Source organism: Microbacterium sp. LKL04, assembly GCF_900102005.1.
Lineage (GTDB): Bacteria > Actinomycetota > Actinomycetes > Actinomycetales > Microbacteriaceae > Microbacterium.
In genome coordinates, this window is record NZ_LT627736.1 from 154,356 (window position 1) to 172,454 (window position 18,099).

Below are 18,099 nucleotides of genomic sequence, written 5' to 3' on the forward strand. Positions count from 1 at the left end.
ACGGACGGTGACGCTACGACGACGGCTGCGGATCGTCCTCCCGGAGGATCGGGATCGCGTTCGTGAAGGTGCTGGCGCGACGCTCGGCATCGGCGCTGCCCGTGAAGAGGCCGTCGCCCGTCGGGGTGGGATCTGCAATCGCCGCGTCGGCGGGACTGCGCGTGGCGGGGGTCGCGGCATCCGTCATCAAGACGCGCTGGACCGGCACGGCCTGCGGCATCGACTCCTGCACCCAGGTCACCATGGCCTCGCGGACGAGGCAGCGGAGGTCGAACAGGGTCGGCGCGTCCTTCGCGGTGACGAGGATGCGGACGCGGACGTAGCCGGCGACCGCATCCGTGACCTGCAGGACCGCCGTGCGGCCGTCCCACAGGTCGGTCCGCTCGAGCACGCGCTGCAGGTGCGAGCGCATGAGGACGGGCGACACGTTCCAGTCGAGGTCCATCTCGACGGCACCGAGCAGCTCCGACCCTTTGCGGGTCCAGTTCTCGAACGGCGTCGTCGTGAAGTACGTGCACGGCAGGACGAGGCGGCGGTCGTCCCAGAGGTCGAGCACGACGTAGCTCAGGGTGATCTCTCCCACCCGCCCCCATTCGCCGTCGGCCACCACGACGTCATCGACGCGCAGGGCGTCGCTGAAGACGATCTGGAGGCCCGCGAACACGTTGGCGAGCACCGACTGCGCGGCCAGGCCCGCGACGATCGACGCGATGCCCGCCGAGGCGAGCACGCTCGCACCGATGGCCCGCACGGAGTCGAACGTCAGGAGGACGGCTCCGATCCCGATGATGACGATGATCGCGATCGCGAGGCGCCTCACGACCAGCGTCTGGGTCCGGATGCGGCGGGCCACCCGGTTGTCGGGAACGTCGATCCGGTAGCGCCCGAGGGCCACGTCGGTCGCGACGACGACGAGCGAGGCGAGGAGCCACGCGCTCGCCGCGATGATGAGGATGGTCAGGATCTGGCCGAGGATGCCGCGCCACGTGTCATCGGGGAATGCCACCCGGACGGCGACCCAGAGCGCGACCACGAGCAGCAGCATCCGGAACGGCGCGCGGGATTGGCGGCTGAGCACCCCCGCCCATCGGCGTCGGCGCGCGATGACCGCCAGGGCGATCATCGCGACGACGGCGATGAGGATCGCGACGCCGATCCCGATCACTGCGGCGATGCCGAAGTCGACCCATCCATCCCACATGCAGCTGTTCCTTCCGTCGGGGAATCAGCCACCATACGACAACCGCCCGGCCGGAGCCGAGCGGTTGTCGAGAGGGCGGGGTCCCGTGTTACGGGGCCAGGCGCGTCGGTCCGCGGAAGAGGTAGGTGACCTCGCGGATCGAGTCCTGACCGAGCAGCAGCATCAGCACGCGGGCGAGGCCCATGCCGAAGCCGCCGTGCGGCGGGGCACCGAAGCGGAAGAAGTCGAGGTAGAAGTCGAGGTGCTCGGGGTCGAGGCCCTTCTCCTTCGCCTGCTCGATGAGGACGTCGACGCGGTGCTCGCGCTGAGCGCCCGTCGTGATCTCGACACCGTTGAAGAGCAGGTCGTACGACTTTGTCAGTCCGGTCTCCTCGTCGCGCATGTGGTAGAACGCGCGGATCTCGGGGTGGTAGTCGGTGATGAACACGAACTGATGGCCGTAGGTCTCCTGCACGTGCGCCGCGATCTGGCGCTCGCCCTCGGGGTCGAGGTCGCCGTCGGTGCGGGGGATCTCGTAGCCGCGGGCCGCGACGATCTCGCGTGCCTCGGCGAGCGGGATGCGCGGGAACGGGAGCTCGGGGACGACCACGTCGATGTCGAAGAGGGCCTTGATCTCGTCGCCGTGCTTGTCGGCGACGGCGCGGATCGCGGTCTGGAGGAGCTCCTCCTGCATGCGCGCGACGTCCTCGTGCGAGTCGATCCAGCTGATCTCGGCGTCGATCGAGGTGAATTCGGTGGCGTGGCGCGAGGTGAACGACGGGTCGGCGCGGAAGGCGGGGGCGATCTCGAAGATCTTGCCGAAGCCGGCGACCTGGGCCATCTGCTTGAAGAACTGCGGGCTCTGCGCCAGGTAGGCCGTCTTGTCCTCGAAGTAGGGGACCTCGAACAGCTCGGCGTTGGACTCCGACGGGGAGGCCATGAGCTTGGGGGAGTGGACCTCGATGTAGTCGCGCTCGACCCAGTAGGTGCGCATGGCGTGCTCGAGCGTCGTCTGGATGCGGAACACCAGGTTGTTGCGACGCTGGCGCAGGTCGATGAAACGCCAGTCCATGCGCTTGTCGAGACCGGAGTCCGCCGCGATCGGCGTCTCGGGCAGGGCGGCGGCCGCGATCTCGAGGCCGCTGATCTTGATCTCGACACCGCCGAGCTTGACGCGCTCGTCGTGCTTGAGCTCGCCGGTCGCAGTCAGGAAGGTGCCCGTCGACAGGTTCGAGATGAGGTCCGTGAGCGCCAGGGCCGCGGCATCCTGCTCACTGCCGTCCTCGGCGGGGCGCGTCGCGGGATTGACGAGCTGCACAGCGCCCGTCTCATCGCGCAGGATGACGAACTGCACCTTCTTCTGGTCGCGGACGGTCTCGACCCATCCGGAGACCGAGACGGGTCCGTCTTCACGGGACTGCAGCTGCTGGACGAGGGTGCGTTCACTCACGAGGGGAGAGTCTACGCGGCACCCAGGTTGCGCGGATTGCCGCCCCGTAGGCTGGCCGGACGGGGGGCCCGGCCGGGCATCCGATCACCGAGCGCGAGAGAGCACCCGATGACCGTCATGAACACTGCCGCCACCTCCTCCGGAGACGGGTCCTGGCTCTCGGCGCTGGCCGACTGGGTCGTCTCGCTGATGGACACCATCGGCCCGGCGGGAGCGGCCGTCGCCGTCGGCCTCGACAACCTGTTCCCGCCGATCCCGAGCGAGGTCGTCCTGCCGCTGGCCGGTCTCGCGGCATCGCGCGGGTCGTTCACCCTCGCGGAGGCGATCGGCTGGACCACCTTCGGGTCGGTCTTCGGCGCCTACATCCTCTACGTGCTCGGCCGGGTCCTCGGAGCAGACCGACTGACGCGCATTGCCGACAAGCTGCCGCTCATGAAAGGCGAGGACGTCACCAAGACCGTGCACTGGTTCGAGCGTCACGGGGGCGCCGCGGTCTTCTTCGGTCGGATGGTGCCGCTGTTCCGGAGCCTCATCTCGATCCCGGCGGGGGTCTCGAAGATGCACTGGTGGAAGTTCGGCCTGCTCACGACGGCGGGCAGTCTCATCTGGAACTCGATCTTCGTGCTCGCGGGGTTCTTCCTCGGCGAGAACTGGCACATCGTCGAGGAGTACGCCGGCGTGTTCCAGAACATCGTGATCGTGGTGGTCGTGGCCCTGGTGGTGTGGTTCGTCGTCGTCCGCGTGCGCGCCGCCGTCCGCAGCCGTCGGGAATCGCCGGGGGATGCCGCGGGCTGAGGCCCGCTCGCAGGCTGCGCTCAGGCCCTGCATAGGACCCCCTCACGTAGACTGAAGGGGTGCCTGCCGCCCGTCTCCATCTCGTGCGCCATGGGGAGGTCCACAACCCCGGACGCGTGCTCTACGGGCGACTCCCGGGCTTCCACCTGAGCGACGACGGTCACGGCATGGCCCGTGCGGCCGCCGAGCACCTGAAGGCGCAGGGGCGTCCGGTCCGCTCGCTGGTGTCGTCGCCTTTGGAGCGTGCGCGGGAGTCCGCCGCCCCCATCGCGGAGCTGTTCGGACTGACGCCCGTCATCGACGCCCGCGTCCTCGAGCCGACCAACGTCTTCGAGGGCAAGCGGATGCGGAGTGCCCTGCGCAACCCGCTCAACTGGTGGCACCTGCGCACGCCCGCTCTGCCGAGCTGGGGTGAGGCCTACCTCGAGGTCGTCGAGCGCATGGAGGCCGCGATGCTCGACGCCTGGAACCGCACGCCGTCGGGTGACGCGGTCATCGTCTCGCACCAGCTCCCCATCTGGATCACGCACCTGTCGGTCGCGGGTCTCCCGCTCCGCCACGACCCGCGGCGGCGCCGCTGCGACCTGTCGAGCATCACCAGCTTCGAGCTCGACGGCGATGTCTGGCGCGAGGTCGAGTACGCCGAGCCGGCCGCGACAGCCGGCGCCGTCGACGTGGGAGCCGTATGAGACGCCGCATCCTGGCCGCCCTCGCGGCCGTGACCCTCGTCGCGGGGCTCGCCGCGTGCTCGAGTGAGAACGACAACCTGTCGAACCTGTACCGCGAAGGAAACACGCAGGGCTTCATCTCCAGCGACGGTCGGGTCGAGACGATCCCCGCCGCGCAGCGCGGCGAGGCCCTCTCGTTCACGGGTACCGATGTCGACGGCAAGACGGTGTCGAGCACCGACTTCACCGGCGACGTGCTGGTCCTCAACTTCTGGTACGCCGCGTGCGGTCCGTGCCGGGCCGAGGCTCCCGTCCTCGAGCAGACGTACCAGGACACGAAGGCGGAGGGTGCGCACTTCCTCGGCGTCAACATCTACGACGGTCCCGAGCAGGCGACCTCGTTCGACGAGACGTACAAGATCACCTACCCGTCGATCCTCGCCCGCGGCGACGTCGATCTGAAGCTCGCGTTCGCCGACTGGACCTCGCTCCAGGCCGCCCCGACGACGCTCGTCGTCGATCGCGAGGGCCGCGTCGCCGCACGCCTGTTCGGCCAGCTGCCGGATGCCACGACCCTCCGCGACCTCGTCGACGACACTCTCGCGGAGAAGGGATGAACCCCGGGTCGATCGTGATGGGCGAGTCGCTCTGGATCGCGATCCCGATCGCGGCGCTCGCGGGTCTCGCCTCGTTCCTCTCGCCCTGCGTCCTGCCGCTGGTCCCCGGGTACCTCGGCTTCCTCGGCGGGGCCGTCGCGCCGCGTGAGCCGAAGAGGTCGAAGGATGCCGGGGCCACCGGCACGACCACGCTCACACGCACCGAGGCTCCGCCCCGCGGGCGCCTGCTGCTCGGCGTCGCGCTGTTCATCGCCGGCTTCAGCGTCGTGTTCATCATGTTCGGGATCTTCGCCGGGACCCTCGGTCGCGTCTTCATCGAGTACCAGGACCTCATCACCCGCGTCCTCGGCGCCGTGGTCGTCGCGCTCGGCCTGGTGTTCATCGGCGTCTTCGGGTTCGCGCAGAAGATCTACCGGCCGCAGCTGAAGCAGAACCTCGGCCTCGTCGGGGCTCCGCTTCTCGGCATCGCGATGGGCGTCGGCTGGGCGCCCTGCATCGGTCCGACCCTCGCCGCGATCATGAGCATGGCGTACAGCCAGGCCGACCCCGCGCGGGCGGGCGCCCTCGCCGCGGCGTACTCGCTGGGCCTCGGCATCCCGTTCGTCCTCCTCGCCCTCGGCGCAGGCTGGGCGACCCGCTCGGTGGCGTTCGTCCGCCGCCACATCCGCGTCGTCAACATCATCGGCGGTGCTCTTCTGATCGCGCTCGGCGTGCTGATGGTCACCGGTGTCTGGACGTCTCTCATGTCCGCGTTCCAGGGGGTGGTTGCCGGTGTCCCGACGTTCCTCTGACGGCTCTGAGACGGTCGACGGACCGCTTCGGCCGAGCGACCACCTCGACAAGACCGGTGACGACGAGCCCACCTTCTCGGGCGGCCAGCCCGCGCTGGGCGTCGTCGGGTGGCTCCGCTGGGGATGGCGTCAGCTCACGAGCATGCGGACGGCCCTCGTGCTGCTCCTGCTTCTCGCGATCGCGGCGATCCCCGGTTCGCTCGTGCCGCAGCGCAGCGCCGACCCCAACGGCGTCACGCAGTGGCGGGCCACGAACCCCGATCTGTACCCGACCTTCGACGCGTTCCAGCTCTTCGACGTCTACACGTCGGTGTGGTTCTCGGCGATCTACATCCTGCTGTTCATCTCGCTGATCGGCTGCGTCCTGCCGCGGACGAAGCACCACTGGAAGGCGCTCCGGGCGCGTCCGCCGAGGACCCCGGCACGGCTGTCGCGGCTGTCCGATCACGCGGAGCGGACCGTCGCGGTCCCCGACGGAGAGGATGCCGCGGGTCACGCAGCCCACGTCGTCGATCTCGCCGAGGCGCAGCTGCGCTCCGCCCGCTACCGCGTCGAGCGGTACGACCGGAACGGCGTGGCCTCGGTGTCCGCCGAGCGCGGCTACCTGCGCGAGACGGGCAACCTGCTCTTCCACGGCGCGCTCGTCGGCGTGCTCATCTCGGTCGGCATCGGGGGCGGCTTCACGTACACGGGCCAGACCGTCATCACCGAGGGCGATGGCTTCGTGAACTCGCTCGGGCTCGGATACACGTCCTTCAACCCGGGTCGCTTCGTCGACACCGAGGCGCTCACGCCGTACTCCATCACCCTCGACCGTTTCGATGTGACCTATGCGCCGCCGTCGGGGCAGGCGGGCGGCTTCGAAGCCCACGTCACCACCCGGTTCCCCGGTCAGGAGGCCGAGGACCAGGTGATCGAGGTGAACCACCCGATCACGATGGCGGGCGACCGCGTGTACCTCATGGGCAACGGCTACGCACCGACCATCACGGTCCGAAACGGCGAGGGCGACGTCGTCTTCAGCGAGTCGGTTCCCTTCCTGCCGCAGAGCGCGACGATGACCTCGCAGGGCGTCGTGAAGATCCCCGACACCGGTGGCGAGCAGCTCGGACTCGTCGGGTTCTTCTACCCCACGGTCGCGCAGCTCTCGAGCGGCGCGCTCACCTCGCGCTACGGCGACCTGCTCGATCCTCGCTTGACATTCTTCGTCTACGAGGGCGATCTCGGGATCGACGACGGCACGCCGCGGTCGGTCTACGCGCTCGATACCGACGGGATGACCGAGATCGCCGGTCGGAATGCGGACTCGCCGTCGCTGGAACTCTCGCCGGGGCAGACCGTCGACCTGCCGGGCGGGCGCGGCACCGTGACGTTCGAGGACGAGACGCGCACGGGCGCGCCGGAGTCGGTGAAGCGTTACGTCTCACTGTCGATCCACAACGACTCGAGTGCCACGTGGGTGCTCGTGTTCGCGGTCCTCGCGATGATCGGCCTCTTCACCGCGCTGTTCGTCCCGCGGCGACGCATGTGGGTGAAGGCGACACCGGCCGGCGATCAGGTGCACATCGAGTACGCGGGTCTCGCACGCGGCGAGGATCCCGCCATCGGGGTCGCCGTCGCCGACCTCGCGAAGCGGCACGAGAGCGCGCTGGGCGACGAACCGGCATCCGCCCCCGCGCCCGCCGCGAACGTAAACTGAACTCACCCATTCCCTCCGGAGGACCCCCAATGTCGTTCGATGACATCTCCGTGCTTCTGCTGTGGACCGCCATCGCGATCTACACGCTCGGCTTCCTCGCCTTCACGGTCGACCTCGCTCGGCGCTCCGAGCTCGCGATCAAGGCCCAGGACGCGCGGACGCAGGCGCGCACCCTTGTCGCCGCCGGCGGGGGGCAGACCATCGAGGACATCCGCGCCGAAGAAGCTGCCGCGAAGGTCGCCCTCGAGGCGGCGCCGTCCCAGCGCGGTCGGTACCTCTTCGCACGGCTCGGCGTCGTCCTGACGACGATCGCGTTCCTCTTCCACGTCGGAGCGGACGTCACCCGCGGTATCGCGGCCGGTCGCGTGCCGTGGTCGAACAACTACGAGTTCGCCCTCACCGGCACGATGCTCGTCGTGATGGTGTTCCTGACCGTGCTGGTCAAGTACGACCTGCGCTTCCTCGGCGCGTTCATCAACGGTCTCATCGTGGTCCTGCTCGGTGGCGCCGCGCTGGCGTACTACGTCGAGGTCGTGCCGCTGTCCGACCCGCTGAAGAGCGTCTGGCTCGTCATCCACGTGTTCGTCGCCTCGCTCGCCTCGGCGTTCTACGCGCTCGCGTTCGCGCTGTCGGTCGTGCAGCTGCTGCAGTCCCGACGGGAGCGCGTCGCGCTGGCCGCGGTGGGGACGGATGCCGCCCCCCGCACGCGGCTGCCGTTCCTGCGCACGCTGCCCAGCGCCGAGGTGCTCGAGTCCCTGGCCTACCGCTTCGCGATCATCGGCTTCGTCCTGTGGACCTTCACCCTCATCGCCGGCGCGATCTGGGCCAACGACGCGTGGGGTCGCTACTGGGGCTTCGACACGAAGGAAGTGTGGACCTTCGTGATCTGGGTGGTCTACGCCGGCTACATCCACGCGCGTGCGACGCGCGGCTGGCGCGGCACGCGCTCGGCCTGGCTGTCGATCGTCGGCTTCACCGCGGTGCTCTTCAACTTCACGATCGTGAATCAGTTCTTCCAGGGCCTGCATTCCTACAGCGGCCTATCCAGCTGAGCCTCGTGACGCAGATCCCCGCCACCGTCGTGACCTACCCCGACGGGGAGGTCACCGGAACGGCCACCGTCGTGCATGCCGTGCCACTCGCCGACGGGCGGACGGGCATCGTCTTCGATCGCACCCCGTTCCACCCCGTCGACACCGCCTGGCCCGACCAGCCCGCCGACGTCGGCGTGCTGCGAACGTCAGCCGGCGAGTTCCCCGTCGTCACCACCGTGACCGGGGGAGTCCACGAGGGCGACCTCGTCATCGGGCCGGACCTCCCGGTGCGCATCGGCACCGAGGGGTGGACGTTCGTCGTCGTGCACGTCGTCGACGGGCCTGCCCCCGCCGTCGGCGAGAGCGTCGAGGCGTACGTCGATCCCGAGCTGCGCGCTGCGCTGTCCGCCGGGCACACCGCCTGCCACCTGGCATCCCTCGCCCTCGACGCCGCCCTCGCGGATGCGTGGACGAAGGAGGTTCCGACGGATGCCGCCGGTCACCCCGCGTTCGACATGCTCGCGATCCAGACCTCCCGCATCGCGCCGTACGGCTCGGTCGACGTCTACCGCATCGGCAAGTCTCTGCGGAAGAAGGGCTTCGACACGAGCGCGCTCGGCGACCTCCCGGAGCTCGAGGCGCGAATCGAGGCGACGCTGGCGGGCTGGGCCAACTCGGCGGGGGCCATCTCCATCCATCGCGACGACCACACGCTCGCCGGGCGCCGCTCGTGGCGCTGCGACCTGCCCGACGGTCTCGTCGAGATCCCGTGCGGCGGGACGCATCTGACGTCCCTCGCACAGATCGGCGCGCTGACGGTCGCGCTCGACGCGAACGAGGTGCCCGGCGGCATCCAGCTCACCATGACGACGTCGATCACACTCGCCGGCTGAGCCCGCGGCCGCGCGCCGCTCCCCGGGCCGCGCCCCGCGCCCCGGGCCGCGCCCCGCGCCCCACGTCCAGCTACGTCGCCGAATCACCATCCACGTGCCGAATCACCACCCTGTGGCGTGCATTCGGGTGGTGATTCGGCAGTGGAGTGGTGACTCGGCGAGAGGGGGACCGGGCCAGGACCGGGCCAGGACCGGACCTAGGAGCAGGCGCGTGCGCGCGCCTGCTCCGGACGGGATCAGGCGGGCTGCGTGAGTACGGCCCGGGCCGAGGTGGAACGGTGCCGCGCGACGGCGAGGATGCCGGCGGCGATCGCGACGAGCGTCCAGAGCACGAGTCCGACGGCTGCGGTCGCGCCGCCTCCGGCATCCGTCAGCGCCGCCAGCATCGACGTGTATGCCGGCGCCGTGGGCAGGAGGCCCGCGATGTCGAGCAGGGTGCCCGGCACCGTGGACACGATCCCGGTCGCCAGCGCCATGACGCCCACGAGGACCGACACCCAGCGGCCGATGCCGCCGAACAGGGCCACGAGCGCGTGGTTGATCGCGGCGAAGGCGACACCGGCGAGCACGCACATGGCCGCGAAGGGCCACCACTGCTCGGCGTCGTACCCGGCCGCGAGCTGTACGACGGTGGCGACGAGAGCGCCCTGCAGGGCGCCGATCACGGCGCCCGGTGCGAGTGCGCGCAGCGCGAGGGCAGCCGAGGATCGTCGCGACGACAGCGCGGTCCGCGGCACGGCGCGCAGGACGACGAACGACGCGAGACCGCCGAACCACAGCGCGAGGGTGGCGAGCAGCGGCACGGCGGATGCGCCGAACAGCGAGGTGCCGGTGCCGTCGGCCACCACCGGATCGGCGACGATCGAGGCGAGGTCTGCGGCTTCGTTCTTCGTGTAGGACGGCACGCCGTCGACGGCCTTGTCCAGTCCGCCGGCGAGGTCGTCGGTACCGGTCGCGAGCTCGCCCACGCCGGTCGAGAGGTCTCCGGCGCCGCTGGCGAGCGCGTCCACACCGGCCGCGAGCTGGTCGCCGCCGTCCGCCGCGGTACCGGCGCCGGTCGCGAGGTCGCGGGCACCCGTGGACAGCTGACCCGCCCCCGCGGAGAGCTGCTCCGCGCCGTCGGCCAGCTGGCCCATCCCACCGGCGAGCTGCTCCGCTGCGGCGGCCGAGGTGCGCAGGCCCTCGGTCAGGCTCGGACCGAAGTTCGCGAGCGCGTCGATGTTCTCGGCGAGCTTCTTCGAGTCGCCGACCGTGGCCTGCAGAGCCGGGAGAGCGGACGTCGCGTCAGACGCGGCATCCGTCAGCTGGTCGCAGAGCTCCGCGCCGGCCTGCGCGGGCACGCACGACGACGCCGCAGCCGACAGGGCGTCGACGATGCCGGTCACGGCCTCGCGGTTCTGCTCGCCGTCCGCGGTGAGGGCCTTGATGCCGTCGACGACATCGGAGGGGATCGCCGGGATCGCCGACGTCTGGTCGGCGGCCCGCGTCAGGCCGTCCGCGAGCTGCTGGGTGCCCTCGGCGATCGGTCGGGCACCGGCCGACCACTCGGAGAGGCCCTGCGAGGTGGCCGCGGCGCCGCCGGCCAGCTGGTTCGCACCGCTCTGCAGCTTGCGCAGGCCGTCGGCGAGCGAGTACCCGCCGTCGGCCGCGCTGGAGGCGCCGTCGGCGAGCTTCGAGGCGCCGTCGGCGGCTGCCTTCGCGCCGTCGGCGAGCTGCGCGGCGCCGTCGGCCGCGGTGCCCAGCTGCTCATTCAGCGTCGTGAAGCCGAGGAACACGTTCTCGAGGTAGCCCGTCGTGAGTTGCTGGCCGAGGACGGATGCCGCGGTCGAGGTCACCTGGTTCGTGATGGCGTCGTCGACGATGCGGGCATCGGGCGAGGAGGTCAGCTCGATCGTCGCGCGTTCCGGGGTCTTGCCGGGAGCGGTCGAGGTCGCCGCTGCGGAGAAGTTCTTCGGGATGGTGACGATCGCGTCGTAGGTGCCGTCTTCGAGGCCCTCCTTGGCGTCCTCCGTGTTGGAGATCGTCCAGGTGAGGTTGCTGTCGAGCTCATCCGAGCCTTCGACGAGTCCCGCGGTCAGGAGGCGCCCGAGGGGAGTGGTCTGTCCGTTCACCTCGACCGGCTCGTCGTTGTTCACGACCGCGGTGTTCAGTGCGTCGAGCCGCTCGGTGGGGTTGTAGAGAGCCGCCACGAGGAGGCCGCCGATGACGGCGGGCAGCAGGAGCACGCCGAGGAGCGTGAGCCACGAGATGGGGCGCCGGGTCTGCGCGCGTTCGATGGAGAGAGTCATGAGGGGGTCACCTGGGTGGGGGTGTCGACGGTGAGGGGTGTGGAGACGGCGAGCCGCAGGAGATCGGGGTCCGGCCGGTAGGCGTCGGCGAGGATGCCGCGGGCCGATTCCGCGTCTCGGGCCGAGGCGACGACGGTCAGGGCTCCGGCCTTGGCCGAGACTGCGTTGGTCGCGTCGCGCAGGAGTGCGGCGGCCTGATCGCGGGCAGCGCCGGTGAGGGTGTCGAGGCCGACGATCACGACGAACCGCGTGCGGCCGGCCAGAGCGCGGCGGAGGTCGGCGAGCGGTGCGTCCGCCCCGGTGAGGTCGGCGACGGAGACGTGGGCACGCACCCACGCCGCGCGGCCGGGCAGCAGGTGCCCCGACACGCGCAGCAGGCCGGAGGTCGGAGCGATGCGGCCGGCCACGGTCAGCAGGAACGCTCGTGCAGCGTGCGGGTCGGCGGCGGTGACGAGGAGCGTGCCGCCGTCGGCGACCCGGGCGTTCGCGCCGGAGAACAGGACCACGTCCGTGCCGGTCGATTCGGCCCGCACCTCGAGGTCGTCGGCAGCGAGCGCACCGGTCCAGTGGGGTTCCGGCCACTTCGCGTGGGCGCGTTCGTGCTCGACCGCCTCGCCTTCGATGTCGACCTTGGGGAGCAGGCGCTCCAGCCAGCGCGGCATCCACCACGCCTTGTCGCCCAGCAGCGCCATGACCGCGGGGGTCAGAGTCATGCGGACGAGGAAGGCGTCGACGGCGATGCCCACGGCGAGGCCCAGGGCGATCGGTTTGATCGAACTGTCACCCTCGGGGACGAACGCGGCGAAGACGGCGAACATGATGACGGCCGCAGCGACCACGACGCGCGCCGAGGCGGTGAATCCGGAGCGGACGGCGGCGATGGCGGTCTCTCGGTTCGCGCGGCCCCGGCGGGCGCGGACGGCGTGCACGAAGTCCTCTCGCATGCGCGAGACCAGGAAGACCTCGTAATCCATCGCGAGGCCGAACAGGACGCCCATGAGGATGATCGGCATGAAGCTGATCACGGGACCCGTGCGCGTCACGTGCAGGAGGTCGGCGAGCCAGCCCCACTCGAACACCGCGGCGACCGCGCCGAAGGCGGCGAGGATCGACAGCAGGTACCCGAGGGTCGCCTTGAGCGGCACCCAGATCGAGCGGAACACGATCATCAGAAGGATGAACGACAGGCCGACGACGAAGATGCCGAAGGGCAGCAGTGCGGCGCCGAGACGGTCGGACACATCGATGCCGACGGCGGTGAAGCCCGTCACCTTGAGGTCGACGCCGTACTTCTCCTGCCACTCGTCGTGGTGCGAGCGCAGCTCGCGGACGAGGTCGGCGGTCGCGGGGTCGTCGGGGGCCGTGGTCGGGACGATCTGGATGAGGCCGGTGTCGGCTGTCTCATTGGGGGTGGCGAGGGCGACGCGCTCGACGCCGGGGATCGCCTCGACCTCCTTCTTCAGGTCGTCCATGAGGCCGAGCGGGTCGGTCGAGGTCACGATCGTGCCGGTCATCACGAGCGGACCGTTCGACCCCGCGCCGAAGTACTCCGCGTTGAGGTCGTAGGCCTGGCGGGCCTGGCTCGACGTCGGCTGGACACCGGCATTGGGCAGGGCGAGGTGCAGATTGGCCGACGGGATCGCCATGACGCCCAGTCCGACGACGACGGCGACGGTGGCGATGATCGGATGCCGCGTCACCAGCATCACCCAGCGGTTGGGTCGTGCGGGGGCGACGGGGCCGGCGGCGGGTGCGGGCTCCGGCTCGGACGTCTCTTCGGTGTCGTCGGCCGCGTCGGCGTCGGAACCGCGGCGGCGGCGACGGGTCGGGATGCCGCGCTGCAGCGTCTTGCCTCCCCAGCCGACGACGCGACCCTTCGCGAAGCCGAGGAGCGCGGGGGTGAGGGTGACGGCGACCGCCACGGCGACCGCCACGGCGACGGCGGCGGCGATGCCCATCGTCGAGAGGAACGGGATGCCGGCGATGCTGAGTCCGACGAGGGCGATCATGACCGTCACGCCGGCGAAGACCACGGCGGACCCTGCCGTGCCGACCGCGCGGGCGGCGGACTCCTCGGGGTCCATGCCGCCGCGGACCTGATCCTGGTGTCTCGACACGATGAACAGGGCGTAGTCGATGCCGACGGCAAGCCCCAGCATGACGGCGAGCATGGGCGTCGTCGACGAGATGGTCGTCACGGCCGTCGCGAGGAAGATGAGCGCGATCGCGAGCGCGACGCCGATGAGCGCGCTGACGAGCGGGAACCAGGCGACGGCGAACGAGCGGAACGTCACGATGAGGACGAAGAGGGCGACGAGCACGCCGATGACCTCGACGATCGACAGCGCCGGGATCGATGCGGCGAACAGATCGCCGCCGAGTGCGGACTGCGCGCCCTGGGGGAGCGCGTCGTGGAACTCGGCCGCGGTCTTCTCGACGGCCTCGACAGTGGCGTCGCTCACCTCGGTGGACTGGCCGTCGAACTGCATCTGCACGAGCGCCGCCCGGTCGTCGTCCGAGACGAGTCCGGTGACCATCTCGTCGAACGGCGAGGTCGCGGAGGTCACGCCGTCGATGTCGCCCAGGCGCGTCACGAGATCGTCGATCTCCCCGCGGAGCGGCTGGTCCTCGACAGTCTCGCCCTCGGGGGCGACGACAATGAGCTGCGCGCTCGCGCCGCTGGCCTGCGGGAAGGTTCGGTTCAGCAGCTCGAGGCCCTGCTGAGCCTCCGTGCCGGGGATCGTGAAGGAGTTGTCGGTGCCCTTCATGAAGAGAGCGACGCCCCCGCCGATCATCCCGAGCAGCAGGATCCAGGCGATGAGCACGCGCCACGAGTGCCGGTAGGCCCATCGGCCGAGGGTGAAGAGGATGGTGGACACAGGCGCTCCTGGATCAGAGTCGGACGGTTTCGATACAGCGCTGTATCCAATACACATGTGTATCGTAGACCCGCACACAGGTCGCAATCCTGAAGGGTGGGTGTGAGATGGCGCGAAGCCGCGAGAACACGCGAGCTCGCCTGCTCGACGCCGCACACGAGGTGTTCGCCGAGGTCGGCCTCGACGCGGCATCCGTCGAGACCATCTGCGAACGTGCAGGATTCACCCGGGGCGCGTTCTACTCCAATTTCGAGTCGAAGGACGAGCTCTTCCTCGCCCTCATCACTCAGCTCTCCGAAGACAAGCTCGACGAGGTCTCGGTGCGCGTCAAGCGGCTCTCGGGCACCGACGATCCGCTCGATCTCGTCCGCCAGATCGCGACGATGTCGCTCGCCGAGCGGATGGAGCCCCAGCTGCTCAGCGAGGTCCGCACCCAGGCGCTTCGCGATCCTCGGCTGGCGCAGGCGTTCCTGGCCTGGCGGGCGCAGATGCTCGGGCGGATCGAGACCATCGTTCGCGAAGTGAGCGAACGCCACGCGCTCCCGCTGCGGATGCCCGTCGCCGACGCCGCGCAACTGCTCCTGGACGTCTCGGAGCAGTGCAGCGTGCAGGCCGCGCTCGAGCGCCTGTCCGAGCGGCAGGCCAATCGGGCCATGCAGTCGCGACTCGAGCAGCTCGTTCCGCTGCTGGTCGGCTGATCCTCGCCTGCCGGTCGCTACGACGACTCGGCGAGGACGGCGTGGCAGCGCTCGAGCCGCGCGAGCCACCAGTCCCGGCGCTCCGGCGTCGCGGCGTGCGCGTCGAGGAGGGACGCGTCCGGGACGACCCGGCGCAGCGGCAGCGATCCGCCCCGCGGCCGCAGCGGCTCGTCGGTGACGTCGGCGGCGAGCAGCGACGCCGTCCCCAGTCCGCAGTCGAAGTCGAGGTCGGGGAGGGATGCCGCCAGGGCGACGCCCATCGCGAGGCCGACCGAGGTGTCGAGGGCGCTCGAGACGACGGCAGGGAGTCCGGCCTCGGCGACGACCGAGAGCGCGCGCCGCAGCCCGCCGAGCGGCTGGGCTTTGATCACGAGCAGGTCGGCCGCGCCGGCCCGTGCGACGGCGACCGGGTCGTCGGCCTTGCGGACGCTCTCGTCGGCGGCGATCGGGATGTCCATGTACCGGATGCGGCCGCGCAGTTCGGCGAGCTCCGCCACCGTCGCGCACGGCTGTTCGACGTACTCGAGGTCGAACTCGGCGAGAGCGTGCACGGCGTGCTCGGCCTCGTCGAGGTTCCAGCCGCCGTTCGCGTCGACGCGGATGCGGCCCTCGGGGCCCATCGCCTCCCGGACCGTTCGCACGCGCGCCACGTCGTCGGCGAGCACCTGACCGGGTTCGGCGACCTTCACCTTGGCGGTGCGGCATCCGTCGAAGCGGGCGAGGACCCCCGGAACGGATGCCGCGGGCACGGCCGGCACCGTCGCGTTCACCGGGATCGTGTCGCGGACGGCCGCAGGCGTGGGCTGCCAGCCGTACTCGATCGCCGCCGCGAGCCAGGCCGCGGACTCAGCGTCGTCGTACTCCGCGAACGGCGAGAACTCGGTCCATCCCTCCGGGCCCTCGAGCAGCAGGGCCTCACGGACGTCGATCCCGCGGAAGCGGGTGTGGAGAGGCAGCGACACCACGCGCGCCGTCGCGCGGAGGTCGGCGAGCGAGGGCAGGGACATGCCCCCATCCTGGCCTGCTCAGGCGCCGGCGCGCGTCTTGTCCGCGGGTGGGTCGGCTGTCACAGCCGGGTGTAGCGGGCGCGGAAGAACGCGTAGACGCCGTAGGCGATCCAGCCCGCACCGATCACGCTCAGCACGATGACGCCGGCGGGGAGTTCCGCGAACGAGCGGAGGGCACCGTCGAGTCCGCTCGACTTCTCGGGATCGTTCGTGACCGCACCGACGAGGAACAGGACGCCGACGCCCGCGAAGGCGATGCCCCGGGCCACGTACCCGACGGTGCCGAGGATGCGGACCGCGCGCCCGGCAGTGCCACCGGGCATCGAGAGGTCGCGCTCGAAGCGTCGCGTGACGCCCTTGAACACGAGGTAGCCCGCGACGCCGATCAGGACCAGCCCGATCGCGACGACGAGGAAGACGCCACCGGGGGTGGCGAGCAGGTCTGCCGTGAGCGACCGCGTCGAGTCGGACGAGTCGGCCGAACCACCCGCGGCGACCGTGACGGCGGTGACGCCGAGAACGACGTAGACGACACCTTTGACGCCGTTCTTCGCGATGTGCACGGCGCGATCGCGCCGGGAGTCGCTGGAGCGGTCGAGGAACGCGCTGAGGAGGTGCCAGAGGCCGAGCACGACGAGGCCCACGGCAGCCGCCCAAAGGAGGAGGACGCCGCCGGGTGCGGACGCCAGCTGCTGCAGGGCGCCCGACTGGTCGGCCTGCTCTCCGCCTCCCCGGCCGGTGGCGAGGGAGATCGCGATGACGCCGATGACGATGTGCACGACACCGCTGGCGGCGAAGCCGACGCGCGCGAGCGTGCGCAGGGTCCGACTGTTCTTCGCCCCGTGCGCCGCATTCTTCGCCGATGAACTCATCGCGCCAGCCTAGCGACGGGCCGCGCGGCGGCCCTCTTCCTTGCAACGTTGTACAGTGACGCGGGGAGGGTCCATGTCGCCGACACTGCACGACGTCGCACGGATCGCCGGGGTGTCCATCAAGACGGTGTCGAATGTCATCAACGACCATCCGCACGTCCGCCCGGCGACACGCGAGCGCGTCGAGCGTGCGATCGCTGAGCTCGGCTACACCCCGAACCTCACCGCGCGCAACCTTCGCAGCGGCCGCACAGGGGCGATCGCCCTCGCCGTCCCCGACCTGGCGCTCAGCTACTTCGCCGAGCTCGCCGGTCTCGTCATCGCCGAGGCCGAGCGCCGCGGCGTCGTGGTGCTCGTCGAGCAGACCGGCGGCGACCGTGACCGCGAGTTCGACCTGCTGCGCAGCCCTCGCCTCAAGCTCACGGACGGTCTCATCTTCAGTCCGCTGGGCATGGGCCAGGACGACGGGGACAGGCTGCGGGTGCCCTACCCGATGGTCCTCCTGGGCGAGCGCGTGTTCGACGGCCCCGTCGATCACGTCACGATGCAGAACGTCGAAGCCGCGCGGGCGGCGACCCAGCACCTCATCGCGGGCGGGCGCCGACGGATCGCCGTCGTGGGCGCACACGACGGCGAGGTGATCGGTTCGGCAGGACTCCGGCTGAAGGGCTACCGGGAGGCGCTGGATGCCGCCGGCATCCCCTTCGACCCGCAGCTGATCGGCTCGACCACCATGTGGCATCGCTCGAACGGGGCGCGGACGATGCACGAACTCATCGATCGGGGGGTCGAGTTCGACGCGGTGTTCGGGCTCAACGACACGCTCGCCCTCGGCGCGATGCGTGTGCTGCAGGAGAGCGGCCGCCGCGTGCCGGACGACGTCACCGTGGTCGGCTTCGACGATCTGGACGAAGCGCAGTACTCGATTCCCTCGCTCACGACGATCGATCCCGGTCAGCAATGGATCGCGCGGACCGCGGTCGAGACGCTCCTCGCACGCATCGCGGCACCGGCTCCCGACGCCTCGCCGAAGCTCCTGCTCGCCGACTTCCACCTCGCCGTGCGAGAGTCCGCGCCGTTACCGTGACGTCGCTTGACAGTCGGGGTCGCCGACGGCATCATCACTTTTACAACGTTTACTTCTAACGTTGTAAAAGCGAGTGCAACGCGGCACCCCCGTGCATCGACGCACCTGCATCCGTCTCCGTTCGACACCGGTGTCCACACC

At 70.5% G+C, this 18,099-nt stretch carries 15 protein-coding genes; 9 read left to right on the forward strand and 6 right to left on the reverse strand.

Annotation, left to right across the window (positions count from 1 at the left end; genetic code table 11):
* Window positions 1–13: 13 nt before the first annotated feature.
* Entirely contained in the window at window positions 14–1,201 is a 1,188-nt protein-coding gene (locus BLP38_RS00785) for a mechanosensitive ion channel family protein (protein ID WP_091351762.1), read from the reverse strand.
* 88 nt (window positions 1,202–1,289) lie between these two features.
* Window positions 1,290–2,630, reverse strand: a complete 1,341-nt coding sequence (gene aspS, locus BLP38_RS00790; protein ID WP_091351763.1) for an aspartate--tRNA(Asn) ligase — start codon at window positions 2,628–2,630, stop codon at window positions 1,290–1,292.
* 108 nt (window positions 2,631–2,738) lie between these two features.
* On the opposite strand from aspS, the gene BLP38_RS00795 reads away from it, so the two are divergent.
* From BLP38_RS00795 to BLP38_RS00825, 7 genes are read left to right on the forward strand one after another with little or no spacing between them, the layout of a single operon-like run.
* Window positions 2,739–3,425 (forward strand): DedA family protein, encoded by a 687-nt coding sequence (locus tag BLP38_RS00795; protein WP_091351764.1) that lies wholly within the window; start codon window positions 2,739–2,741, stop codon window positions 3,423–3,425.
* A gap of 59 nt (window positions 3,426–3,484) precedes the next feature.
* Window positions 3,485–4,114 (forward strand): histidine phosphatase family protein, encoded by a 630-nt coding sequence (locus BLP38_RS00800; RefSeq protein WP_091351765.1) that lies wholly within the window; start codon window positions 3,485–3,487, stop codon window positions 4,112–4,114.
* A complete protein-coding gene (locus tag BLP38_RS00805) occupies window positions 4,111–4,710 on the forward strand; it encodes a TlpA family protein disulfide reductase (RefSeq protein ID WP_091351766.1) in 600 nt (199 codons plus the stop codon). The genes BLP38_RS00800 and BLP38_RS00805 overlap by 4 nt, the downstream gene beginning before the upstream one ends.
* The gene (locus tag BLP38_RS00810; protein WP_091351767.1) at window positions 4,707–5,501 is read left to right on the forward strand and encodes a cytochrome c biogenesis CcdA family protein; all 795 of its coding nucleotides are present in this window, start codon (window positions 4,707–4,709) and stop codon (window positions 5,499–5,501) included. The genes BLP38_RS00805 and BLP38_RS00810 overlap by 4 nt, the downstream gene beginning before the upstream one ends.
* Window positions 5,482–7,200: a cytochrome c biogenesis protein ResB gene (gene resB / locus BLP38_RS00815; RefSeq protein WP_091351768.1), complete on the forward strand. Its 1,719-nt coding sequence runs from the start codon at window positions 5,482–5,484 to the stop codon at window positions 7,198–7,200. Before BLP38_RS00810 ends, resB begins: the two co-directional genes overlap by 20 nt.
* 29 nt (window positions 7,201–7,229) lie before the next feature.
* The gene (gene ccsB / locus BLP38_RS00820; protein WP_091351769.1) at window positions 7,230–8,252 is read left to right on the forward strand and encodes a c-type cytochrome biogenesis protein CcsB; all 1,023 of its coding nucleotides are present in this window, start codon (window positions 7,230–7,232) and stop codon (window positions 8,250–8,252) included.
* A 5-nt stretch (window positions 8,253–8,257) separates the two neighbouring features.
* Window positions 8,258–9,127, forward strand: coding sequence for a metal-dependent hydrolase (locus tag BLP38_RS00825; RefSeq protein WP_091351770.1), 870 nt, complete (start codon window positions 8,258–8,260; stop codon window positions 9,125–9,127).
* Window positions 9,128–9,363: 236 nt separating this feature from the next.
* On the opposite strand, the gene BLP38_RS00830 is transcribed toward BLP38_RS00825, so the two are convergent.
* Entirely contained in the window at window positions 9,364–11,415 is a 2,052-nt protein-coding gene (locus BLP38_RS00830; RefSeq protein WP_091351771.1) for a YhgE/Pip domain-containing protein, read from the reverse strand.
* Entirely contained in the window at window positions 11,412–14,294 is a 2,883-nt protein-coding gene (locus BLP38_RS00835; protein WP_091351772.1) for an MMPL family transporter, read from the reverse strand. Before BLP38_RS00835 ends, BLP38_RS00830 begins: the two co-directional genes overlap by 4 nt.
* A 107-nt stretch (window positions 14,295–14,401) precedes the next feature.
* On the opposite strand from BLP38_RS00835, the gene BLP38_RS00840 reads away from it, so the two are divergent.
* Window positions 14,402–14,992 (forward strand): TetR/AcrR family transcriptional regulator, encoded by a 591-nt coding sequence (locus tag BLP38_RS00840; RefSeq protein ID WP_091351773.1) that lies wholly within the window; start codon window positions 14,402–14,404, stop codon window positions 14,990–14,992.
* Window positions 14,993–15,009: 17 nt separating this feature from the next.
* On the opposite strand, the gene BLP38_RS00845 is transcribed toward BLP38_RS00840, so the two are convergent.
* A complete protein-coding gene (locus tag BLP38_RS00845; RefSeq protein ID WP_091351774.1) occupies window positions 15,010–15,999 on the reverse strand; it encodes an o-succinylbenzoate synthase in 990 nt (329 codons plus the stop codon).
* A gap of 59 nt (window positions 16,000–16,058) precedes the next feature.
* Complete coding sequence (locus tag BLP38_RS00850; protein WP_091351775.1) at window positions 16,059–16,871, reverse strand: DUF1206 domain-containing protein; 813 nt, start codon at window positions 16,869–16,871, stop codon at window positions 16,059–16,061.
* Window positions 16,872–16,944: 73 nt separating this feature from the next.
* On the opposite strand from BLP38_RS00850, the gene BLP38_RS00855 reads away from it, so the two are divergent.
* Entirely contained in the window at window positions 16,945–17,958 is a 1,014-nt protein-coding gene (locus BLP38_RS00855; protein ID WP_091351776.1) for a LacI family DNA-binding transcriptional regulator, read from the forward strand.
* Window positions 17,959–18,099 lie beyond the last annotated feature (141 nt).